The sequence below is a fragment of the Rhodovulum sp. HP10 genome (assembly GCF_047553435.1).
Classification (GTDB): Bacteria; Pseudomonadota; Alphaproteobacteria; order Rhodobacterales; family Rhodobacteraceae; genus Rhodovulum.
The window spans coordinates 3190972-3214744 of the sequence record NZ_CP180201.1 but is presented as its reverse complement, the minus strand read 5'-3'; the positions used below and the strand labels follow the sequence as shown (position 1 = coordinate 3214744).

The 23773-nt window shown below is 68.7% G+C and carries 16 protein-coding genes; 2 read left to right on the top strand and 14 right to left on the bottom strand.

The window, feature by feature from the left end:
- Nucleotides 1-29 precede the first annotated feature (29 nt).
- Complete coding sequence (locus ACK8CO_RS15035; RefSeq protein ID WP_080617103.1) at nt 30-791, bottom strand: sulfite exporter TauE/SafE family protein; 762 nt, start codon at nt 789-791, stop codon at nt 30-32.
- Nucleotides 792-951: 160 nt separating this feature from the next.
- On the opposite strand from ACK8CO_RS15035, the gene ACK8CO_RS15030 reads away from it, so the two are divergent.
- Nucleotides 952-2634 carry an acyl-CoA dehydrogenase family protein gene (locus ACK8CO_RS15030; RefSeq protein ID WP_414897140.1) on the top strand — a complete coding sequence of 561 codons (1683 nt, stop codon included), beginning with the start codon at nt 952-954 and terminating at the stop codon, nt 2632-2634.
- Between the two features lie 348 nt (nt 2635-2982).
- Here the strand turns inward: ACK8CO_RS15030 and mvaD are convergent, their stop codons facing one another.
- The 8 genes from mvaD to ACK8CO_RS14990 all read right to left on the bottom strand — a co-directional run bounded on the left by mvaD (nt 2983) and on the right by ACK8CO_RS14990 (nt 14566).
- Nucleotides 2983-3993, bottom strand: a complete 1011-nt coding sequence (mvaD, locus tag ACK8CO_RS15025; protein WP_414897139.1) for a diphosphomevalonate decarboxylase — start codon at nt 3991-3993, stop codon at nt 2983-2985.
- The gene (locus ACK8CO_RS15020) at nt 3986-4918 is read right to left on the bottom strand and encodes a mevalonate kinase (protein WP_414897138.1); all 933 of its coding nucleotides are present in this window, start codon (nt 4916-4918) and stop codon (nt 3986-3988) included. The genes mvaD and ACK8CO_RS15020 overlap by 8 nt, the downstream gene beginning before the upstream one ends.
- The gene (locus ACK8CO_RS15015) at nt 4915-6021 is read right to left on the bottom strand and encodes a mevalonate kinase (protein ID WP_080617107.1); all 1107 of its coding nucleotides are present in this window, start codon (nt 6019-6021) and stop codon (nt 4915-4917) included. The genes ACK8CO_RS15020 and ACK8CO_RS15015 overlap by 4 nt, the downstream gene beginning before the upstream one ends.
- 241 nt (nt 6022-6262) lie before the next feature.
- Nucleotides 6263-7588 carry a TRAP transporter large permease gene (locus tag ACK8CO_RS15010; RefSeq protein WP_414897137.1) on the bottom strand — a complete coding sequence of 442 codons (1326 nt, stop codon included), beginning with the start codon at nt 7586-7588 and terminating at the stop codon, nt 6263-6265.
- Entirely contained in the window at nt 7585-8076 is a 492-nt protein-coding gene (locus ACK8CO_RS15005) for a TRAP transporter small permease subunit (RefSeq protein WP_414897136.1), read from the bottom strand. The genes ACK8CO_RS15010 and ACK8CO_RS15005 overlap by 4 nt, the downstream gene beginning before the upstream one ends.
- Nucleotides 8077-8135: 59 nt before the next feature.
- Entirely contained in the window at nt 8136-9170 is a 1035-nt protein-coding gene (gene dctP / locus ACK8CO_RS15000) for a TRAP transporter substrate-binding protein DctP (RefSeq protein WP_080617109.1), read from the bottom strand.
- A gap of 25 nt (nt 9171-9195) precedes the next feature.
- Nucleotides 9196-10500 (bottom strand): hydroxymethylglutaryl-CoA reductase, degradative, encoded by a 1305-nt coding sequence (locus tag ACK8CO_RS14995; protein WP_414897135.1) that lies wholly within the window; start codon nt 10498-10500, stop codon nt 9196-9198.
- Between the two features lie 484 nt (nt 10501-10984).
- Nucleotides 10985-14566 (bottom strand): beta strand repeat-containing protein, encoded by a 3582-nt coding sequence (locus ACK8CO_RS14990; protein ID WP_414897134.1) that lies wholly within the window; start codon nt 14564-14566, stop codon nt 10985-10987.
- 239 nt (nt 14567-14805) lie between these two features.
- Here ACK8CO_RS14990 and ACK8CO_RS14985 point away from each other — a divergent pair, with 239 nt between their 5' ends.
- Entirely contained in the window at nt 14806-16677 is a 1872-nt protein-coding gene (locus ACK8CO_RS14985; RefSeq protein ID WP_414897133.1) for an acetylglucosamine transferase, read from the top strand.
- A 142-nt stretch (nt 16678-16819) separates the two neighbouring features.
- Here ACK8CO_RS14985 and ACK8CO_RS14980 read toward each other — a convergent pair whose 3' ends face one another.
- From ACK8CO_RS14980 to ubiV, 5 genes are all read right to left on the bottom strand, one after another.
- Nucleotides 16820-17413, bottom strand: a complete 594-nt coding sequence (locus ACK8CO_RS14980; protein ID WP_080617111.1) for a class I SAM-dependent methyltransferase — start codon at nt 17411-17413, stop codon at nt 16820-16822.
- Nucleotides 17414-17453: 40 nt separating this feature from the next.
- The gene (locus tag ACK8CO_RS14975; RefSeq protein ID WP_414897132.1) at nt 17454-18752 is read right to left on the bottom strand and encodes an HlyD family type I secretion periplasmic adaptor subunit; all 1299 of its coding nucleotides are present in this window, start codon (nt 18750-18752) and stop codon (nt 17454-17456) included.
- Nucleotides 18753-18762: 10 nt separating this feature from the next.
- Nucleotides 18763-20937 (bottom strand): peptidase domain-containing ABC transporter, encoded by a 2175-nt coding sequence (locus ACK8CO_RS14970; RefSeq protein WP_414897131.1) that lies wholly within the window; start codon nt 20935-20937, stop codon nt 18763-18765.
- 163 nt (nt 20938-21100) lie between these two features.
- Nucleotides 21101-22438, bottom strand: coding sequence for an alanine/glycine:cation symporter family protein (locus tag ACK8CO_RS14965; RefSeq protein ID WP_414897130.1), 1338 nt, complete (start codon nt 22436-22438; stop codon nt 21101-21103).
- 408 nt (nt 22439-22846) lie between these two features.
- Nucleotides 22847-23770 (bottom strand): ubiquinone anaerobic biosynthesis protein UbiV, encoded by a 924-nt coding sequence (gene ubiV, locus ACK8CO_RS14960; protein WP_231098301.1) that lies wholly within the window; start codon nt 23768-23770, stop codon nt 22847-22849.
- Nucleotides 23771-23773: the final 3 nt, after the last annotated feature.

Genomic DNA, 23773 nt, shown 5'->3' with positions numbered 1-23773 from the left:
CCGGGCTGCCACGGCCCCGGGTTCGGGCCTCAGCCCATCACGGCCTTCCGGATCAGGTTCAGCCCGGCCACCGCCAGCACCAGAAGCGTGGCGCGGCGGAACCGGGTCGGGTCGAGCCGGTCCTGCAGCCGCAGCCCGGCCCACATGCCGAGCGCGGCAGGCAGCACCAGCGCGGCCGAGAAGGGCAGGCTTTGCGCGTTCAGCACGCCCGAGCCCAGATGCGCGAACAAAAGCATCGCCGAGCCGATCAGGAACACCACCCCCTGCACCCGGATCATCTCTGTCTTCTCGGTGTTGAAGGACAGCAGATAGGCGATCACCGGCGGCCCCCAGACCCCCGAGATCCCGCCGAAGAATCCGCCGGTCAGCCCCATCGCGATCTCGGCCCTGCCCCGGTGGCGGGCGGGCAGGATCAGCTGCCGCCCCGCCAGCTGCGAGAGGGTGAAGATCGTGATCGGACCCCCGATCAGCAGATAGAGCACGCGGTCCGAGAGGACCGGAACCAGCGGCGCGCTGAGACAGATCGCCAGCACCACGCAGCCGATCAGCAACCGGTAGCGCGTGATCGATTCCCAGGCCGCCGCCGCCCCCTGCCGGAACGCCTGGGCCAGATTGGTCAGCAGCGTCGCCAGCACCAGCCCGGCCAGCGCCAGCTCGGCCGGCAGAAAGCTCGACAGGCCCGAAATCAGGATCATCGGCAGGGCGAAGCCGACAGCGCCCTTGACGACCCCTGCGACAAGCGCAACCCCGACGGCCGCGACAAACAGATATATATCTATACCAAATATCATCTCCGCCTCCCGCTCCGGCTATATACCGGACCGGCTCTTGCCGCAGCCGCAAAAACAGCGCGATCATTATCCTTCAATATCATCGCCTCAATTGAATTTTTGTTGCGCTGCAAATGCGAAAGCCCTATGTCACGGCAAGCCCGAAGGAAGGAGACGATTCATGCCCCATGACGGTCAGGACAGGCCCGCCGAACAGGCGCTGCTCGCCGATCTTCTGACGCTGACCGAGGCCGCGCTCGGCCCCGTCGACGCGGTGACCGAGGCCGCGCGCACCGCGCTCGCCGCCCGCGTGACCGAGGAGGGCCGCGTCTCGGGCCGCCTTGTCGAGGCCGAACAGCATGCCGCCCACGGGCTGGCCTGGCTTGCCACCTATGCCCGGGCGCTGCGCCAGATGCGAGGCTGGGCCGACCGGCTGACCGAACAGGGCAAATTCGGCGAGATCGAGCAGCTGATCCTGCAGATCGCCTTCGGCGAATACCTGGCCCAGATCGCGGGCGGCATCCCGATGAGCCAGGGCGAGATCGTCCGCCTGCCCGAGCTTGGCGTCTCGTCCGAGGCCCATCACGCCTTCCATTCCGACGCGGTGAGCGCGCTGATCCGGGGCGGCAACACGCCCGCCGCCCGCGCCCGCTTGGTGGCGCTGATGCGCGAGCAGGTCGCCAATGTCACGCTGGGCGCGACCGGGCTCGATGACGAGCTCGAGATGATCCGCGAGCAGTTCCGCCGCTTCGCCCTCGACCGGGTCGAGCCCAATGCCCATGACTGGCACCTGAATGACACGCTGATCCCGATGGAGATCATCGAGGAGATGGCCGAGCTGGGCGTGTTCGGGCTGACCATCCCCGAGGAATTCGGCGGCTTCGGGCTGTCCAAGGCCTCGATGTGCGTCGTCTCCGAGGAACTCTCGCGCGGATATATCGGCGTGGGGTCCCTTGGCACCCGGTCGGAAATCGCGGCCGAGCTGATCCTCTGCGGCGGCACCGACGAGCAGAAGGCCCACTGGCTGCCGAAGATCGCCTCGGGCGAGATCCTGCCCACGGCGGTCTTCACCGAACCCAATACCGGCTCGGATCTCGGCGCGCTCCGGACCCGGGCGGTCAAGGCGGGCGAGACCTACGAGGTGACCGGCAACAAGACCTGGATCACCCATGCCGCGCGCGCCCATGTGATGACGCTGCTGGCGCGGACCGATCCCGAGACGACCGATTACAAGGGCCTCTCGATGTTCCTGGCCGAGAAGACGCCCGGCACCGAGGACGACCCCTTCCCCTCCGCCGGCATGACCGGCGGCGAGATCGAGGTGCTGGGCTATCGCGGCATGAAGGAATACGAGCTGGGCTTCGACCGCTTCGAGGTACCGGCCGAGAACCTTCTGGGCGGGGTCGAGGGCCAGGGCTTCAAGCAGCTGATGCAGACCTTCGAATCGGCCCGGATCCAGACCGCGGCGCGCGCCATCGGCGTGGCGCAATCCGCGCTCGATGTCTCGATGCGCTATGCCGAGGACCGCAAGCAGTTCGGCAAGCCGCTGATCGCCTTCCCGCGGGTCGCCGACAAGCTCGCCATGATGGCGGTCGAGATCATGGTGGCGCGCCAGCTCACCTATTTCGCGGCGTGGGAAAAGGACCATGACAGGCGCTGCGATCTCGAGGCCGGCATGGCCAAGCTGCTGGGCGCCCGCGTTGCCTGGGCGGCGGCCGATAACGGCTTGCAGATCCATGGCGGCAACGGCTTCGCGCTGGAATACACGATCAGCCGCATCCTTTGCGACGCGCGCATCCTGAACATCTTCGAGGGCGCCGCCGAGATCCAGGCGCAGGTCATCGCGCGCCGCGTCCTGGGCTGAGCGCCAACAGTCGTCTCTCCGGGCGCTCCGGCCTCAGGGCCGGGGCTGTCAGGAGAGCCTGGTCTTGCTTCCCCCTGGGCGCCACAAGCCGCGCCGAAGCCGGGGCAGCAACCGGAGCGATGAAGAAAACGCCTCCCTGCCCCGCACGACCCCGGCGCGGCGAGCCATGATTAGCTCGGTAAGACCTGTATTCCGTACGCAGCCATAGGGCGACGATACCATCGCCACGACCTCGCCGAAGCCATCGCGAGGCTCCGACCGGAGCTACCCGCGCTCGCACGCGACATGGCTGCGATGCACAGGCGATGGGGGCGGATTTGCAGGCTCTTCGGGCTCGGGAAGCGGCCGTCAGACAGTCGCGGCCGCGCCGAAGGGCTCGACGATGACCGCCTCGGGGAAAAGCTCGGCGATGCGGGGCGTGCTGTCCTCAAGGAAGATCAGCTTGACATTGGCCCCCGCATCCATCGTGGCATAGGCCTCGAGCCCGTCCTGGCGGGCGGCCCGGAGCCGACCCAGAACCTGCCAGCTTTCCGGCTTGAGATAGCACAGCGCCGGGCGCGCGGCGATCATGGTGGCATGCATGGCCAGCGCATTGGCCTCGGCCAGCGCGCCGAGCCGGGGGAAGTCGCGGTCGCGGATCGCGGCCTCGATGGCGGTGCAATCGGCCTCGGCCTGCGCGGGCCATTGCCCGAAAAGCGGGCTCGTCGCGACCGTATGGCCCATGCCGTCGCGAGAGGAGCGGCTTTTTGGGCCGGTATCGACCCGGATGATGGCAATGCGGAACTCGGGCCAGATCTCGGGCAGCGGCCGGGCGAAACTGTCGCTGCCGTCCGCGCGCGCGCCCCGCTCCCAGCGCACGAAGCCGTGCCAGAGCGAGCGCGTGGCCGAGCCCGAGCCGAACCGCGCCAGCATGCTGAGCCTGTCCTCGGCCAGATCCAGCCCGAAGCTGCCCGCAAGCGCCCGGGTCAGCGCGGCAAAGCCCGAGGCCGACGAGGCCAGCCCCGCCGCGGTCGGGATGGTGTTCTCGGTCACGACATGCAGCGGCAGGGTCTGGCCGCGCCGGAACCGGTCGGCAAAGGCCACCACCTTGCGGGTAAAGCCGGTCTCGGGGCCAAGCCGCGCGCCATTCAGCCAGACCGCGTCAGTACCGTCATAGGCCGGGCCGACCCGGGTCGTCGTGCCCCACTCGGCCAGCGAGATCGACAGCGAACTGTTCAGCGGCAGGTTCAGCCTGGCATCGCGCTTGCCCCAGTATTTCGACAGCGCGATATTGCTGGGAGCCGCGGCCGAGAATGCCACGGGCTCGGGCAGGCGCGCCGGAAGAACGGCGTCGAAGATCGCGCGGGCGCGGTCAGTCATCTATCACAAGTCCCTCTTCTGCCACCGCGACCGGCGTGAAGCCCTCGGGCCGCGCGCCCAGCGCCAGCACGCAATCGCCCAGCCCCGAGCCCGAGATCTTGGCCGCCAGCAGGCCCGGCGTGGTCTCTGCGTCGGCGATGATCCGCGACAGCGTCCCGTCAGAGACCCCAAGCTTGATCATCTGGCCTTGATAGCGGGTTAGCGCTGCGCCGAATGCCGTCCAGTCCTGCGCCTGTGCCGCTGCGATCGCCGCCGCGGCACAGGCCCCCATCCGGTCGTAAAGCGCGGCGAATTCGGCCTCGCGGCCCGCCATCGCCCCGGCGATCCGGGCCAGCACCTCGGCCGTGGGCGTCTTGTAGCCCGCATAGCGCAGGCCGAGCGCGGGCGGCAAAGGCAGCCGGTCGATCCATGCGCGGGCGGTCTCGGGCGGCGCGCCGGTCAGCATGTCGGCCCCAAGCCGATAGGCATTCATGCCGCCCCTGAGGCTTGCCGCCAGATCGGCCCCGCTGCCCCGTCCCTGGATCTGCCGCACGATCGCCAGCGCGTCGGTATGAAGCCCCTCTGTGGGCGCGCCGCTCAGCCGGGCGAAGGCGCCAAGGGCCGCCACCGTCACGGCGGCCGAAGACCCGAGCCCCAGCGTCGGGTCGATCTCGGAGCGGATCTCGAGCCGCGCGCCAGAGGACAGACGCCCGGCAAAGCGCGCGGCCGCGGCCAGCACGAAGCGATAGGGCCCCTCGACCGCGATCCGGTCGAGATCGACCGTGGCCGGCTCGGCGATTTCCGAGACGATCTCGAGCCAGCGTTGCGGCAGCGGGCTCACCTCGATCTCGATACGCTGCTCGATGGCGGCGACGATGGCGGGATGGCCATAGACCACCGCATGTTCGCCGGTGATCATGATCGAGCCGGGGGCGGACACCTTCATTGCGGCGCTCCGAAGGCAGCCCCGGTGGGCGCGACCTGCAGGGGCGCCCAGCGCAGCTCGGGATGGCCTTCCATCAGACGCTCCATCTTCGGCGCTTCGGGCTGATGGACGAGGATCACGCCGCCATGTTCGCCCCGGATCGAGCCCGCGCCGCAGATCTTGGCCGCGCCCCCCGCAAGCTCGACCTCGCTTATGAAACGCGCCGCGGCCTCGGGCACGACGCCGATACGGCTCAGCAGGCGGTGATTCTCGCGCAGACTGTAAAGCGGCGAGCTGTCGGCCTCGAGCGCGGCCTGGAAAGCGTCGGTACAGGCCTCGAAGCCCTGCCACAGCGCCTGATCGCCGCCATGGGCCTCGCGCACGGCGGCCACGCATTCGCCGGTCGAGCTGGCGGGCTTGCCATGCAGCACCCAGTACCAGCCATCGCCATGCCAGAGCCCGTGACCGGACGGGATGGCGGGGGTGAAGCGATTGTCGCCCTGCACCCGGACCGCGCCGCCTTGGGTCACGGCGGCCGCGTCGATGGCCCCGCCCTTGCCATGCTGGAGCCGCTCGCAGAAGCGGACCCATTCGAAGCGCTCCTCGGTGCTGTGGAGCCGGTCGAGCAGGGTTTCGTACAGCACCATCGTCGCCGCGATGATCGAGGCCGACGAGCCCATGCCCGCGCCCAGCGGCAGCGCGCTGGTGCCGCCGAGCTGGCCCGGCACCGGCAGGCAATGGCCCGGGCTCTTGCCGGGCATCGGCAGCCGCTGCGCCAGCGACATCAGCGTGTAGACGATCAGATCGTCGGGCCGCTGCAGGATCTGCTGCACCTTCATCTCGCCGCGCAGGAAGGCCTCGAAGCGGTGATCGAGCGATTGCTTGAAATGACCGAGCGCGGAAAGCGGATAGAACGCGCCCTGCGAGACCTGGGCGAACACGGTCTTCAGCCCGTCGCTGGGATGGATCGGACGGAACCAGACCTCGGTATAGATCGCGACCGCAACGGCCAGCGCAGGCGCGCCATAGACGACGGCATGCTCGCCCGACAGGATGATCTTGCCCGGCGCATGGGCGCGCGAGGCATCCTCGGGCAGCGTCGCGGGCACAGGCTCGGCGCTCATCGGGCCGCGCCCTTGCCGGTCCGGGGCGGGCGCGCCCGACAGAGATGCATGGGATATCCGTGTGCCAAGCGAAACTCCGCGACACCGGCATCAAGCCTGCCCGGTCCGGAACGGCCGGGGCGGTCGTCGCGGCGTCGCCGCCCTTTAACGCCGCAGACCGTCCAAAGCCAAGCGAAAACCGCCTGTTGCGGACGTCGGGTCGCACCCGGATCCGGGGCGGCAGGCGCGGGCGCAGCCGGGCTCATTTGAGGCTCGGCAGCAGGGTTTCGGGCAGCCAGGTCACCAGATCCGGGAACACGACAAACAGGAGCAGCACGCCAAGCTGGATCAGGAAGAAGGGCACGATGCCGCGATAGACCTGACCGATGCCCAGCCCCGGCGGCAGCACCCCCTTGAGGTAGAAGAGCGTATAGCCGAAGGGCGGCGTGATATAGGCCATCTGCGCCGTGATCATGAACAGCACGCCGAACCAGAGCGGATCGAAGCCCAGCGCCTTGACGATGGGCAGGAAGACCGGAACGCAGAGAAGGATGGTGCCGATCTCGTCGAGAAACAGCCCGAGGAAGATCAGGACCAGCACCATCGCGCCCAGCACGACCCAGCGCGAGGTCTCGAGCCCCTCGACGAAGCCCAGAAGCGAGTCTGCCCCGCCGGTGGCGGCAAAGACCGACACGAAGGCCCGGGCACCGATGGTGATCCAGAGGATCATCGCGGTCACCCGAAGCGTGTCTCCGGCCGCCTCCGACAGCATCGGCAGGCTGAGCCTGCGCGTGACCAGCGCCGACAGGGCGGCACCGAGCACCCCCACCGCCGCGGCCTCGGTGGGTGTCGCGAGCCCGGCATAGATCGAGCCCAGGACCCCCAGCACCACGAAGCCGGGCAGCACGAGGCTTTTCAGCTTGGCCAGCTTCCTGCCCAGCGGCAGATGCGGCGCGTCGGCGGGCCTCGGCGCCAACGCGGGATTGAGCCAGGTCCGGATCAGCACATAGGCCGAATAGCTGCCCGCCAGGATCAGCCCCGGCACGATGCCCGCGGCGAACATCTGGCCGATCGACATCTGGGCGGTGATGGCAAAGACGATCGTCACCACCGAGGGCGGGATCAGGATGCCCAGCGTACCGCCCGCGCAGATCGCGCCCAAGGCCAGCGGCGGGTGATAGCCCCGCGCCAGCATCGAGGGCAGCGCCAGGATCCCCATCGCCGCCACCGCCGCGCCGACCACGCCGGTCATCGCGGCCAGGATGGTGCAGATCGCGATGGTGCCGACCGCAAGCCCGCCATTGAGCCGCGAGAACCAGGTTTCCATCGCCTCGTACAGCGCCTCGATGATACCCGATTTCTCGAGGATCGAGGCCATCAGCACGTAAAGCGGGATCGCCATCAGCGCCTCCGAGGTCATCGTCTCGAAGGTGTTCAGCACCGCGACGATCAGCGCCGAGGGCCCCCATAACAGGATGGTCGAGATGAAGGCGATGGCGCCCAGCACGAAGGCCAGCCCCGCGCCGCTCAGCATGAAGGCCACGAGCGCGGTGAACATGAAGACGAGGACAAGCGAGCTTTCGATCACGCGTCATCCTCCGCGGCGAAGGCCAGGATGGCATCGGCCAGCGCCTGCAGGACCAGCAGCCCCGCGCCAAGCGGCAGGAAGGCCTTGGCGGGCCACACCACCGGGTTCCAGGCCGAATAGCTGGTTTCGCCATAGCTGATGGATTGCAGCACCAGCGGCAGGCTGAACCACAGAAGGATCAGCCCGAAGGCCGCCGCCAGCGCCAGCCCCGCGAGATGCAGCCCCCGCGCCAGCCGGCCTGTCGCCCGCGACGACAGCAGATCGACCGCGACATGGCCGCCGGTATGCAGCATGAAGGGCCCGCCCAGCAGGAAGAACGGCCCGAAGACCAGCGTCGCAAGCTCGGGCGCCCAGGAGGTCGGATGCGACAGGAAATAGCGCTGCACCACCTCCCAGAGCATCAGAGCCACGATGGCGTAGACCAGCCATTTCGCAAGGCCGAAAAGGCCCCGGTTGAGGGCGGTGATGAACCGGGCCAGTGTCGTCATCGGAGGCTCCGCAAGGGCGGCGCCGGGCCCCGCATGAGGCCCCGGGCGCCGGGTCGGGTCTAGAGCAGGCGCAGCTCTTTCATCAGCGCGATCTGCGAGTCCATCATCCGCCGCGACAGATCGTCGGTCGCGGCCTCGGCCCAGTATTCGATGGCGCGGCCGCGCGCCTCGAGGACATCCCCGGGATCGAGGGTCAGGATCTCGACGCCCGCCTCCTCGAACCTGGCCAGGTATTCGCCGTTCGAGACGATGATGTTCTGGCGCAGCATGCCCGAGATCTCGCGCGCGGCCACCGCCAGCGCCGCCTTCTTCTGGTCGTCGAGCGCCTCATAGGCGCGGGTATTGGCGACATAGGAGGTGGCGGTCGTGGGCTGATGCACCCCGGGCAGGATCAGGAAGGGCGCGACCTCATGCAGGCCCTCTTCGTAATTGGCCTTGATGTCGCCGCGATCGGCGATGTCGATCAGCCCCTTGTCGAGCGCCGAATAGACCTCGGAGGTTGGCAGCGGCGAGACCGAGACGCCGAAGCGCGCCATCACCGCCGAGGCCAGCCCGACGAAACGGCCCTTGAGCCCGTTCATGTCGTCGATCCTGCGGATCTCGACCCGCGAATGGATCGGCTCCTCGCCATAGACGGTCGGCGCGATATAGGTCAGGCCCGCAGGGGCATAGCTTTCGCGCGCCAGCTCCAGCCCGCCGCGTTCGTAGAACCAGGCCTCGTACTGGTCGGCCTCGGGGAAACCGAAGGGCACGGTCGACGAGAAGCCATGCGCCGGGATCCTGCCCGCGGTATAGCCGTCGAAGGTCTTCATCAGCTCGAAGGCGCCGCCCCGGACCGCATCGAAGGCCTGGGCCGAGGGCACGATCTGGCCGCCCGAGAAGGGGGTGATCTCGAAGGCGCCGCCGGTCAGTTCGGCGATCCGGGCGCAGAATTTCTCTTCATAGCGCATCGGCGTGGTGCCGCCGCCCCAGAGCGCCTGCATCCGCCATCTGGTGACGCCATCGGCCCGGGCCGCACCGGTCCGGAGGAAGGCGGGGGCGGCCAGGGCCGCGGCGCCGAGCTGCACCATCCTGCGTCGGGTCGTGTTCGTCATGGATCTGTCTCCGGTTTTCAACAGTTCAGGCACCTTTAAGCACCAGCCTGGCATGGGCGACACTGACATTGCCCGCAGCGACCATGGCTTTCGCCACCCGGTCGACCTCACCGCCCGTCGCCCCGGCGGTGATCGCGATATTGCGGGCATGAAGCGCCATGTGACCGCGCTGGATACCCTCGGTCGCCAGCGCCCGCAACGCCGCCATGTTCTGCGCCAGCCCGACCGCGGCCGTGACCTCGGCCAGTTCCCGGGCCGAAGCAATCCCCATCAGTTTCAGCGCCGCCTGCGCCGCAGGATGGGTGCGCGTGGCGCCCCCGACAATGCCCAGCGCCATCGGGATTTCCAGCGTGCCGACCAGCGCATCACCGGTGCCGATTTCCCAGGTGCTCAGCGAGGTGTAGCGCCCCGAGCGCGCGGCATAGGCATGCGCCCCCGCCTCGATCGCGCGCCAGTCATTGCCGGTGGCCACGACGACCGGGTCGATCCCGTTCATGATGCCCTTGTTATGGGTCGCGGCGCGGTAAGGGTCGATCAGCGCCAGCGCGCAGGCCTCGACGATCCGCCGCGCGACCTCGGCCCCGTCATGGGCCGTCGTGGCCAGCGCCTCGGCCGGCACCCGTACGCTGGCCGTGACCACCCGCCGGTCGGCCAGGTTCGACAGGATGCGCAGCCGCACCTGCCCGCCCGAGATCTCCTCGACCCGGGGCGCCAGCCGCTCGGCCATCGAATTGACGGCATTGGCCCCCATCGAGTCGCGCACATCCACCAGCAGATGCAGCACCGTCATCGGCCCGATCGGCGAGTTCGCGAAGACCTCGACCTCGATATCCTGGCAGCCGCCGCCCAGCGCGACCAGCATGCTGTCGCGACGATTGGCCAGTGCGATCAGTTCGTCCCGATGCGTCAGAAGCCGGGCACGCGCCCCGCAGGGATCGCCGATCCCCAGGATCTGGATCTGGGCCCGCATGATCGGCGCGGTCGAACTGGCCGTGAAACCGCCGCCCGCGCGGGCAAGCTTGGCCATGTAGGACGCGGCCGCCACGACCGAGGGTTCCTCGACCGCCATCGGCACCAGATAGTCGCGCCCGTTGACAACGAAATTGGTGGCGACGCCCAGCGGCAGCTCGAACGTGCCGATGACATTCTCGATCATCCCGTCGGCCCGCGACACCGAAAGCGCAGGACGATCCGACAGCGCCTCGAGCGCGTCCGGTGCAAGTCCGGCCGCCTCGGCAACCGCCCTGTGCCGCGCTGCAGGGGATTTGTCGCGCATCCCCTCGATCCGCGACAGGACGCTCGCTTCCGGCTCAGATGCGCTGTCCGTCATCTGTGTCTCCTCCCGATCCTTGTGCGGCATCCCACCGCCCCGAGTCGGGATTATCCTGAGATTTGGGCAATTTCCACCGGACTGCGCCCATTATGTTGCGGACATGCCCGCGCAGACGTCTGAGGAAGGACGGCGGGACGAGGCTGCGGCGCTCGAACCGCGCGCCTCCGATAGGCGCCTTGAGCTCGAAAGGCAGGCCCGCATCTTGCCGCACCGGCACGGCCGGAAGAAAGCGCTTTGCATGGATTGCAGGCCCGCAATATCAGGGGCGAGCGGGCTCCGAAGGCGGGCAAGGCCGTCCGGCCGTCGCGGCCTCCGAACGGCCCGGCATGGCCGCCAGCCGCAGAAGAGAGGTTTCTGTTGGCCGGTATCGGGGCGGAGCCGCCTCAAGAGGACCGGGCCTAAAAGCCGATGCCCCCGAAGGGACATCGGTCGGAACAGCGCGAATCGAAGCCGGTCCTTGCGCGGATCGCGGACCGGCGGGCTAGAGGAACAGCGCGTTCAGCTGCGCCGTCGACATCGCCGCGAGCTGGGTCGAGGTAAAGGCCTCGGTCTGGGCATCGGACAGCGCGGCGATATCCTCGGTCTGCATGGCCGCGACCTGGGTGGTTGTCAGCGCCGCGATCTGCTGCGAGTTGAACCCGCCCATCTGCCGGGTCGTGAAGGCCTGGATCGAAGCGGTGCCGAAGCCGCTGATGCTGGAGGTCGAGATATTGCCGATCTGCAGCGTGCTGAGCGTGGTAACCTGTGCGGTGGTCAGCGCCGCCGCCTGCGCCGAGGTGAGGCCCGAGACGCCTTCGGAGGTCAGCCCGCGGATCGCCGAGGTGTCGAGCCGGACCAGATCGGCCGTCTCCATCGCCGCCATCTGTGTCGAGCTCAGCGCCCGGACCTGCACCGAAGAAAGCTCGGCCGCCTGCGCCGTCGACAAGGCCACGATATTGGCCGTCCCCAGCCCCTCGATGGCGGACGCGCCGAGCCCCTTGATCTGGTCGGTCGAGAGCTTGGCCAGTTGCGCCGTGGTCAGCCCCGCGGTCTGGGTCGCGCCGAGTCCCTGGATCGCCCGCGTGCCCAGGGCGCCGATCTGGGCCGTGGTCATCGCCGCCAGCTGCGTCGAAGAGATGTTGCCCAGAACCGTGCTGCCAAGAGCCGCGGTCTGCGTCGTCGTGATCGCCGCCATCTGCGCGGTCGTCAGCCCGGCCACCTGATCGGCCCCGAAACCGCGAAGCGCCGAGGTGTCGAGCCGAACCAGATCGGCAGTCTCCATTGCCGCGATCTGGGCCGAGCCCAGCCCGGCGATCTGGATCGAAGAGAGTTCGCCCGCCTGCGCCGTGGTGAGCGCGACAATGCTGGCCGTCGCCAACCCGGACATGGCCGAACCGCCCAGCGACCTGATCTGGTCGGTCGAGAGCCCGGCCATCTGCGCCGTGGTCAGCCCCGCGGTCTGGGTCGCGGTCAACCCACGCAGCGACCGGGTGCTCAGCGCTGCGACCTGCGCTGTGGTCATCGCCCCCATCTGAGCCGAAGAGAGACCCGACAGGGTGATGTCGGACATCACCGAAGCCTGTGTCGTGGTCAGGGCCGCGACCTGTGCGGTGGTGAGCCCGGCCACCTGATCGACCCCGAGGCCGCGCATCGCCGAGGTGTCGAGCCGGACCAGATCGGCGGTTTCCATGGCCGCGACCTGGGTCGAACTCAGCGCGCCGACCTGGGTCGAGGACAGCTCGGCCGCCTGCGCGGTCGAGATCGCGACAATATTCGCCGTCCCGAGACCCGAGATCGCAGAACTGCCCAGCACCCGGATCTGGTCGGTCGAGAGCTTGGCCAGCTGCGCCGTGGTCAGCCCCGCAGTCTGGGTCGCGCCCAACCCCTTCATCGCCAGGGTGCTCAGCGCACCGACCTGCGCCGTGGTCAGCGCCGCCATCTGGCTCGAGGACAGCTCGCCCAGCATCGCGCTGCTCAGAACCGCGGTCTGGGCCGTGGTGATCGCCGCCACCTGGGCCGTGGTCAGCCCATCGATCTGGTCGCCGCTGAACCCGCGGATCGCGGCCGTGGACAGCCGAACGAGATCGGCGGTTTCCATCGCCGCCATCTGGGTCGAGCTCAGCGCCCGGATCTGCAAGGATGAGAGTTCGGCTGCCTGCGCCGTCGAGATCGCGACGATATTCGCCGTGCCGAGCCCCTCGATGGCCGAGACGCCGAGCCCCTTGATCTGGTCGGTCGATAGCTTGGCCAGCTGCGCCGTGGTCAGCCCCGCAGTCTGAGTCGCGCCGAGCCCGCGGATCGCGCGCGAGCTCAGCGCGCCGATCTGCGCCGTCGTCATCGCGGCCATCTGGGTCGAGGAGAGCCCGCCCAGCGCCGTATCGCTCAGCACGGCAGCCTGCGCCGTGGTCAGCGCCGCAACCTGCGCCGTGGTCAGTCCGCCGACCTGTTCAGCCCCCAGCCCCTTGACCGCAAGTGTCGAGAGCTGGACCAGATCGGCGGTCTGCATCGCCGCGACCTGGGTCGAACTCAGCGCCGCGATCTGGGTCGAGGACAGCTGGGCGGCCTGCGCGGTCGAGAAGGCCACGATATTCGCGGTCCCGAGGCCCGCCATCGCCGAACTGCCCAAAGCCCGGATCTGATCGGTCGAGAGCCGGGCAAGCTGCGCCGTGGTCAGCCCCGCGGTCTGGGTCGAGGTCAGCCCCCGGATCGCGATCGAGCCAAGCGCGTCGACCTGCGCCGTGGTCAGCGCCGCCATCTGGGTCGAGGACAGCTCGCCCAGAAGGGTGCTGCTCATCGCCGCGGTCTGGGCGGTGGTGAAGGCCGCGACCTGCGCGGTCGACAGCCCCTCGATCTGGTCGCCGCCGAAACCGCGCATGCTGGCGGTCGAGACCGTTACCAGATCGGCCGTCTGCAGCGCCGCGACCTGGGCCGAACTCAGTGCCGCGATCTGTGTCGAGGACAGCTCGGCCGCCTGCGCCGTCGAGAAGGCCACGATATTGGCGGTCGAGAGCCCGGCCATGGCCGAACTGCCCAGCGACCGGATCTGATCGGTCGAGAGCCGGGCAAGCTGCGCCGTGGTCAGCCCCGCGGTCTGGGTCGAGGTCAGCCCCCGGATCGCGATCGAGCCGAGCGCGTCGACCTGCGCCGTGGTCAGCGCCGCCATCTGGGTCGAGGACAGGCCCGACAGCGTCTGACTGCTCATCACCGCGGCCTGCGCTGTGGTCAGGGCCGCCACCTGGGCGGTGGACAGGCCCGCCACCTGGGTGCTGCCGAGCCCGCGAATCGCCACCGTCGAAAGCGTGACCAGATCGGCCGTCTGCATCGCCGCGATCTGGGTCGAACTCAGCGAGGCGACCTGCGTCGAGGATATCTCGGCCGCCTGCGCGGTCGAGAGCGCCACGATATTCGCGGTAGAGAGCCCGGCCATGGCTGAACTGCCCAAAGCCCGGATCTGATCGGTCGAGAGCCCGGCCATCTGCGCCGTGGTCAGCCCCGCGGTCTGGGTCGAGCTGAGCCCCCTGATCGCCAGCGAGCTCAGCGCGCCGACCTGCGCCGTGCTCAGCGCCGCAACCTGGGTCGAGGACAGGCCGGACAGCGTCACACTGCTCATCACCGCGGTCTGCGCCGTGGTCAGGGCCGCCACCTGGGCGGTGGACAGGCCCGCCACCTGGGTGCTGCCGAGCCCGCGCATCGCCACCGTCGAGAGCGTGACCAGATCGGCCGTCTGCATCGCCGCAACCTGCGTCGAACTGAGCGCAGAGACCTGGCGCGACGACAGCTCGGCCGCCTGGGCGGTGGTCAGCGCGACGATATTGTCGGTCGTGAGTCCCCTGATCGCCAGGGACGAGAGCTGCCTGATCTGGTCCGTCGAGAAATTGGCCATTTGCGCCGTGCTCAGCCCCGAGGCCTGCACCGAACCGATGCCGCGGATCGCGCCCGTGGTCAGCGCGCCGATCTGTGCCGTGCTCATCGCCCCCATCTGTGCCGAACTGATACTGGCGATATCGCTGCTGGTCAGGGACGCAATGGTGGCAGTGGTCAACGCCGCGATCTGCGCGGTAGACAGGTTGCTTAGGGTCGACATTTGGCTCCGGGTCCGATTCGGGGGGAGACGTCGCGCCTTCTCGCGCGCATCTGCCAGACAGTCGAAGTCGTGCTGACTTCGCTTCTGCGACACCCTGACCCACGATCGGTAAACAAGCGGCTAAACGCAGGCCGATGGCCTCGGAACTCTTCCTAAACATCGCAGCGATTTTTCATTGGGCCCGGCAATCCCGTCTTAACCGGCAGGCGCGAGTTTTCCTTGAACCGAGGAGAATCCCGATGACCGAGATGTCCCAGTCCGTCTTCCCGTCCGCCGTCCTCCCCTCCACTGGCGGCCCGACCCCGCCCGCCGGGTTCCTTTCCGGCAGCCGGGCCACCAGAGACCTGCTGCCGGATCTCGACGCCCTGACCCGCCGGGCTGCGGCCTGCGGCGATGCCGCGGCCATTGTCGATCTCGCCGCCCGTACCCCCGACACGTCAGTTGCGCTCTACCGGATCTGGCTCGAGTTCAACGGCGCCCGTCCGGACGCATGGGCCGCCTGGTTCAACCTCTCGGTCCTGCTCAACGCCACCGGCGATCTGGCCGGAGCCTATGAGGCCGCCGCCCGGGCCCACCGGATCAAGCCCGACCTCTGGCAGGCCGCGCTGGCCGCGGGCCAGGCCGCCGAGGCGCTTGGCGACCGCGCCGCCGCCATCGCCTTCCTGCGCCAGGCGCTGCCGCCCGCCGAGGGCCGGGTGGCACTGCACAAGCAACTCGGGCGGATGCTGGAACTCGACAAGCGGCTCGACGCTTCGGCAGAAGAACTGCGCGCCTCGCTGCTGATCGACCCGCATCAGCCCGACGTGATCCAGCATCTGGTGCATACGCGGCAGAAAATGGCGGCCTGGCCGGTGACAGACCTTCGGGTGCCCGGGCTCTGCACCGCCGAGGCCGAGCTCTGGTGCGGCCCGCTGGCCACGCTCGCGCTTCATGACGATCCCGGGATGCAGCGCCGCGTCGCCGCCGACTGGATCGCGCGGAACGTTCCCGATCCGGGAGAGCGCCTTGCGCCCGCCGCTGGCTATCGCCATGACCGGATCCGGCTTGGCTATCTCTCCTCCGATTTCTGCCGCCATGCCATGAGCTACCTGATCGCCGAACTGCTCGAATGCCATGACCGCGACCGGTTCGAGATCTTCGGATATTGCGACTCGCCCGAAGACGGCAGCGACGTGCGCGCCCGCATCCTCGCCGCGCTGGACCACCACGTTTCGATCGGGGCGCTCGGCGACGAAGAGGCCGCACGGCGCATCCGCACCGACGAGATCGACATCCTGATCGACCTCAACGGGCTGACCAGCGGCGGCCGCCCCGGGATCCTGCGCTGGAAGCCGGCGCCGGTGCAGGCGACCTATCTGGGCTATATCGGCTCGGTACCGCTGCCCGAGCTTGACTGGCTGCTTTGCGACGCGATCACCGTGCCCGAGGCCGAGACCGCCAGCTACGCGCCCGCGCCGCTGCGGATCGAGGGTTGCTATCAGGCCAATGACGGCCGCCCGCCGGACCTGCCCGAGGTCAGTCGCGCCGAGGAGGGTCTGCCCGAAGACCGCTTCGTCTTCGTCTGCGTCTCGCATCACTACAAGATCACCGCGCCGGTCTTCGCCGCCTGGTGCAGGATCGCAGCCGCCGCGCCCGAGGCGCTGTTCTGGCTGATCGACGACACGCTCGAAAGCGTTGCCGCGCTGTCAGAGCGCTGGCAGGCGGCGGGCCTAGCCCTCGACCGGCTGATCTTCGCGCCCCGGGTCGACCCCGCACGCTACCGGGCGCGGCTGGCGCTCGGCGATCTCTTCCTCGACACCACACCATACAATGCAGGCACCATAGCCTCGGACGCGCTGCGGATGGGCCTGCCCGTGCTGACCCTGGCCGGGCGCAGCTTTTCGGCACGGATGGGGGCAAGCCTGCTCACGGCAGTCGGGCTGACCGACTGCATCGCCGCCGACCTTGAGGACTACGTCCGCCGTGCCGTGGCGATGGCCACCGATCCCGACCGTCGTCCCGACCTGCGGGGCCCGGCCCTCGCCGCGCGCTGGCGCGCGACGCTCGGGGATGGTGCCGCCTTCGCCCGCCGTTTCGAAGCTGCCATCGTCTCGGTGCTAAAACGGCCCTGATCCGTCCCGGCCGACACTTGCGGCCCTGGCGGCGCCCGACATCAAACACACTGGCCCCAAACAACCTGGCACGAAGCGCCCCGGCGCAGCGGACCCGCCCGGGGTGCTGCCCGACCGAAGCCTCCGGTCGGGACAGGCTGGCTCAGGCCGGACGGACGGCCCGGGCCCAGAGCGCGAAACGGCCATCCGACTCGACCTGCACATCGACGAAGCCGGTCCGTTCCAGATGGGCGCTGAGCGAGCCGACGGTAAAGCCGGTCCGGTGCGCCATGAAATCATTGCCGCCCTCGATCGAGGGCCGGTAGCCGTAAAGGATGTCGATCGGCGCGATCGGGCCGGCCGCCGAGATATAGGCCGGCTCTTCCAGGAGCCCCTGCGCCACCAGCGCCGCCACCCGCTGCAGATCGGGCATCGTCAGCAGCACGAACCCGCCGGGGCGCAGCACGCGGAAGAACTCGGACAGCGCCAGCGGCACTTCATGGGCCCTGAGATGCTCGAGATTGTGCGACGACCAGACGGCATCGACCGCGCCCTCCGAGAGCACCTGCATATCGGTGATGCTGGCCACGATATCCGGCATCACCGTGGGGTCGATATCGAGCCGCAGTTCGCGCCAGCCCGCGGCCGGAAAGGCATCAGCCGGCAGCTTGCCGGGATCGGCCATGCCGCAGCCCACATGCAGAACGGTCTTGAGAGAGGCTGTCGCGTCATCTGTGGCGAGGGTCAGGCTTTCCATGAACGGGCTCCGGTTTCAGGATCGGGGGGTGAGTCGGGGATCAGGATCGGGGTTCTCGCAGGCTTTCGCTCAACCCGTTGAGAACCGGATCGAGGAAATAGGTCAGAAGGGTGCGGTGACCGGTGGCGATGTCGCTGGTCAGCGTCATCCCCGGCATCAGCCCCTCGGGCAGCGCCGCATCGTCATCGAAGGCCAGGCGCGCGACATGGCGCGCCGGGCCGCCCTCGGTCGGCAGGCTGGAACTCGGCGCCACATCGCTCAGCCGGCCGGCGATCAGGCCGTGGCGGCGCCAGGGAAAGGCATCGACCTTGATCCGCGCCGGATCTCCGGGATGCACCAGCCCCACATCGCGCGACAGCAGACCGATCTCGGCATGCATCGCGCCACCGGTGGGCGCGATCACCACCACCGGATCGGCGATGGTCATCAGCGAGCCCGGCCCGCCCCCGGCCACCGACAGCACCACCCCGGCCTGCGGCGCCCGCAGATCGTATAGCCGGGTGCGGTCGGTCGCCTGCGACAGCTGCCGCTCGATCACCGACAGCCGCGGGCGCAGCCCCGCCAGATCCTCAAGACGGCTCTGGCGCAGGTCGCTGTCGAAGGCGGCCAGCCGGGCGGCGGCGGTCTCGCGCTCCTGACGCAGCGACATCAGCCGGGCCATGTTCTCGCGGCTGTCGGTCTCGGCGTCGAGCCGGAGAAGCCGGGCCTGGTTGACGGCAAGACGTGTGCCGCTCTGGCGGGCCAGAAGGGTCTCGTGCATGGTCTCGATCTCGCGCGCGGTCGCGACCGCCTCGGCCAGCGCGGACACGCTTTCCAGCGCGGTCTCGATCCCGCTGTCGATCTGGGCAAGCGCCGAGACCAGCTGATCGCGCCTGGCGGCCTCGGCGACGGCGCGCTCGCGCTGGATGCGGGCCTGAAGGGCGAATTCCTCGCCCTCGCCCGTCACCGCAAGATTGCCAAGCTCGGCCTCGATCCGGGCGATTTCAGCCTCGAGCGCCGCGCGTTCGGCCGCCAGCACGGCAACATCGGTCTCGGGATCGCGTGCATCGAGCCGGGCCACCAGCTGGCCCGCCTCGACCGCGTCGCCCGGACGAACCAGCAGCCGGTCGAGCACCGCCGAGCCCAGCGGCTTCAGCACCACCGGCGGGTCGTCGGTCACGATGCGTCCTTCGGCGGTGACCACGACATCGATCGGCACGAAGGCCGCGAGCGTCACCAGGGCGACCAGAAGGGCGGCCGAGCCGAACGGCCAGAGCCGCAGGAGCCAGGGCAAGGGCGCGTTTCGCACCTGCACCAGCGGCGGCTGGAAGGGCAGCGCGTCCCGCGCGACAGGGTTCATCGGCGAGCCCTCATGCGATATGCTCGGTCTGCTGGCGCCAGAGCGCCGCATAGGTCTCGCAGCGCGTCAGCAGCGTCTCATGCGGGGCCATGTCGAGCAGTCGGCCCTGATCGAGCACCAGGATCTGGTCGGCCCGGACCAGCGAGGACAGTCGGTGCGAGACCACGATCATGGTGCGCCCATGGGCAATGGCGGCGAGGTTGCGATTGACCAGCGCCTCGGATTCGGGGTCGAGCGCCGAGGTCGCCTCGTCGAGGATGAGGATCCGCGGATCGGCCAGGAGGGCACGGGCAATGGCAATGCGCTGGCGCTGACCGCCCGAGAGGTTGGCGCCGCCTTCCTCGACCATGGTGTCGAAGCCCTTGGGCAGGCGGCGGATGAACTCGTCGGCGCCCGCCATCGTCGCCGCACGCAGCACCGCCTCGAGCGGGGCGCCCGGGACCGCGACCGCGATATTGTCGCGGACAGTCCCCCGAAACAGCAGGTTGTCCTGAAGCACGATGCCGACCTGACGACGCAGCGCGGCCAGCGCGATGTTGCGGATATCGATGCCGTCGAACAGGATCAGCCCCTGCTGGGGCGTCTCGATCCCCTGAATCAGCCGGGTCAGCGTGGTCTTGCCCGAGCCCGAGCGCCCGACGATGCCCACCACCTGCCCCGGCGCGACCGCGAAGCTGACCCGGTCGAGCGCCGGGGTCGCGGCGCCGGGATAGGCAAAGCCGACCTCGCGCAACTCGAGCATGCCCGACAGCATCGGCTGTGCCAGCTTGCCGTCATCCTGCCGCTCGGGCGGATGATCCATGATCTTGCGCAGCATCCTCACCGACAAGGCAGCCTCCTGCCATTCGTTAATCAGCCCGACGATCTGCACCAAAGGCCCCGAGACCCGGCCCGACAGCAGCAGGATCGCAACCAGCGTGCCGACCGTGAGCGTGCCCTGGAGCGCGAGCCCGACGCCGACCGCGACCACGGTGACCTGCATCATCCGCTCGAGAAGCCCGGTCAGCGTGCCGGTCAAGGCCGAGACACGGCCCAGATCCCATTGCTTGCGCACCGACTGGGCCAGGCTGTCTTCCCACAGGCGCTGGCGCGCGGGTTCGACCGCCAGCGACTTGACCGCGCGCATGTTGTGCAGCGTCTCGACCAGAAGCGCCTGACGCTCGGCCTCGACCCCGTAAAGCGCATTCAGCCGCGCCTGCAGGATCGGCAGCATCAGCCCGATGCAGCCCGCGATGACGATGGCGTAAAGCGTGATGATCAGCGTCAGCGTACCCGAAAGAAGCGCCAGCGTGGTCAGCAGAAGCGGCAGAAGCGCGGCGTCGAGCAGGGTCTGCAGGAGCCGCCCGGTCAGGAAGTGGCGGATCTTGTCGGTCTGCTGGATGTTGCGGGTCAGAACCCCCGCGGGCGTGGTCTCGAACACGGTCATCGGCAGGCGCAGCAGATGGGCCACGCTTTGCGACCCGATATCGGCATCGATGCGGCCACCCGCGATCTGGCTGAGGCGCTGGCGGATATAGCCGAAGCCCGCATCGAACAGCACCAGAACGACATAGACCGCGGTCACCGACATCAGCGTGTACCAGGCCTGATGCGCGATCACCCGGTCGATCATCACCTGCAGCAGCAAGGGCAGCGAGAAGGCGATCAGATTGCCGGTGACAACCGCCACCGCGACCCCCGCGAAAAGCCCGCGTTCGCGCCGGAGCGCGGGCAGGAACCAGCGCAGCCCGAAGGCCCGGCTCTCGGCGGCGGTGGCGCTGGTGCGCCCGATCAGGATCAGCCGTCCGGTCCAGCGCCGGGCGAAGTCCTCCCAGGGCAGGCTGTGCACCCCCTCGGCCTCGTGTCGCGGGTCGAGCACCGCCGCGCTGCGGACCTTTTCGACAAGTCCGGCATGGACCAGCACGATCCAGCGGCCCTGTTCGACCTCTGCCAGCACCGGAAACCCCTGCCCCAGCCGCGAGGCGAGCCGCCATCCGGCCCTGTCGATCAGCCGGCAGCGCAGCCCCTTGGCCGCAAACAGCGCCATCAGCCCGGGGGCGAGATCGCCGGTCCCGAGATCGGGCAGTTCGTCGGGGCTGAGGACGATACCGTTATGGGCAGCGATCAGGAAGGCGCCGCGCAGGGTCGACAGCTGCGGCGTGTCGAGCGCGAGCGTTTCGGAAAGCTGGGAATCCTGGACCGACATGGGCCCTGTTTACGTCAGGGCACCTTAACGGGCGGTTGTCGGCGATCCGCCGCCCCCCCTCCGGATCTGGAACCGGATCTGGAACCCGATCTGGAACCGGGCCCGGAAGGGTCTCGGAAAGGATCTCGTGGCAGGATTTCGTCCTGCCACGAGAGACCGAGGATCACTCGGCCTGTTTGCGCCAATAGGCACGGGACACCGCGAAGACGGTGCCGCTGAGCGCGATCAGCGCGATCAGGTTGGGGATCGCCATCAGCGCGTTCATGATGTCGGCCACGATCCAGATCACGCCCAGATTGGCGACAGCCCCGATGAGGATGCCCGCCACCCAAAGCAGCCGGAACGGCAGGATCACCCTGGGGCCGAACAGGTATTCGGCCGAGCGTTCACCGTAATAGCTCCAGCCCAGGATCGTGGTGAAAGCGAAGACGATCAGCCCGAAGCTGACAATCAGATCGCCGCCCGGCATGCCGGTATTGAAGGCGAGCGCCGAAAGTGCCGCCCCGGTCTGGCCGCTGCTCCAGACCCCGGTGGTGATGATCACCAGCGCGGTCATCGAGCAGACCAGGATGGTGTCGATGAAGGTGCCCAGCATCGCCACATTGCCCTGGCGCACCGGATCGTCGGTCAGCGCCGCGGCATGCGCGATCGGCGCCGAACCCAGACCGGCCTCGTTCGAGAAGATGCCGCGCGCCACGCCGAAGCGGATCGCCGCCATCACCGCCGCGCCCGCGAAGCCGCCGGTCGCCGCAGCCCCGTTGAAGGCGCTGTCGAAGATCAGCGCGATGGCGCCGGGGACCTGCTGGTAGTTGATCGCAAGGATCGTCAGCGCACCGATGATGTAAAGCACCGCCATCAGCGGGACCAGCCATTCGGCAACGGCGCCGATCCGCTTGACCCCGCCCACGATCACGACAAAGGTCAGCGCGGCCAGCGCGATCCCGGTCCACAGATGGGGCACCCCGAAGGTGGTCTCGACCGCATCGGCGACAGAGTTGGCCTGCACCGTGTTGCCGATCCCGAAGGCGGCGATGGTGGCGAACAGCGCGAACAGCCAGGCCAGCCAGGCGAAGCGCGGGCCGAGCCCGTTCTTGATGTAATACATCGGTCCGCCGACATAGCGGCCCTTGGCGTCGACCTCGCGGTAATGCACCGCCAGCACGGCCTCGGCATATTTGGTGGCCATGCCGACCAGGGCAGTCAGCCACATCCAGAACACCGCGCCCGGCCCGCCGAGGAAGATCGCAGTGGCAACGCCCGCGATGTTGCCGGTGCCGATGGTCGCCGACAGCGCCGTGGTCAGCGCCTGGAACGGCGTGATCTCGCCTTCATGGCCCTCGCCCTTCTTGCGGCCTTCCAGCATCATCCGGATGCCGTGGCCCAGCTTGCGCTGCGGCAGGAAGCGCAACCCGATGCAGAGGTAAAGCCCGGTGCCCAGCAGCAGCACCAGAACCGGCGGCCCCCAGACGAATGAGCTGACGGCGGTGAGAAAATCTGTCATATACTTCTTTCCCTGCTAGTTTCTCGTTTTCCCGCCTGCCCGCTTCGTCGGGCAGGGAGCATAAGGTGATCGGTCGCATAACCGGGTCCGGAAGGCAGCGCCTGACGCAGCGTCAAAAGGTGTGAAAGACCTGCCTGCGCCCCGCATTCCGGCAGCCGCCTCGGCCCGGGTGCGCGTTTGGCAGCCAGCCCGGGACCGACCGCCCGGAGCAGATCCGGCCTTGCCTCGCCGGTCCCGGGGCAAGGGCACGCGGAAACGGGCACCATCCGGGACACGCCCGGCGGAACCTGGCGCGCGCGGGCATTGCGGAGCTGAGGAATGGGGAAGGGCCGCGACCGCGCCCCGAAGGGGGCGCGGAAGCCAAAGGGGTCGGGGCGCGCGGTCGACGCCCTGCCCCGGCACACCGGATCAGGCCAGTTCGGCCGCCGCGCGGGCCGTCCAGTCATGCCCGGCCTTGCCATGGTAGAAGCCGTTCACGAAGGGCGCCTCGATGCCCAGTTCGCGCAGCTTCGCCTCGCCTTCCTCGACCCCGATCCGCTCGGCCAGCACGTCGTCGAACAGCCGCGTGACCGCGATCATGTCGCAGGAATGCGGCATTACCCGGAAATGGGTCACGCCCAGCGCCTTCATGTCGGCGATATCGGGCAGGAGATCGAGATAGCCGTAGCTCAGTGTCTGGATCCCGTTGACCACCAGGAACGGCTTCTCGTCCATGGTGTTCAGGATCATGCCGTCGCAATCCTCGCCGCAGACGAACTGGCAGTTGTCCTTGGTGCGGGCATGCGCGCGGGCATGGTAGCAGCGGGCCGAGAGCGCCAGCGAGGCCCGGCCGAAAACCTGCACCTCGACCCCGACGCCCAGTTCGCCCGCCTTCTTGCCCAGCTCGGCAACCGCCTTGCGCGGCAGCTCGGGCAGAAGCGCGAAATGGTTGGCGCCCTGCTCGTGCAGATAGGCCATCGTGTCTTCGTTATAGACGTTCAGCAGCGCCCCGATCCGGTGCGGCTTGTTCTTGAGATACAGCAGCGCCGCAGTGTTGTTGACCTCGAGATCGCGGCCCTCCTGCTCGGCCCATTGCCGCAGCAGGTTGCGTTCGCGCTTGATCACCACTTCCGAGAAGGAGGAGAACACCACCTTCTTGCCCGCGCGTTCCAGCCGCTCGGCAACCTTGTCCATGTGGTGGTCGTCGAAGAACGGCGTGCGCTTGGAGCAGATCACCTCGCCCAGATAGACGGTCGAGACCGGGCTTTCATCGGCGATCCGGTTGTAGAAATCGAGTTTCATCTCGGCGGGCCAGTGGAACAGGTTCGGACCCAGCGTCAGTTCGGCAGCCATCGG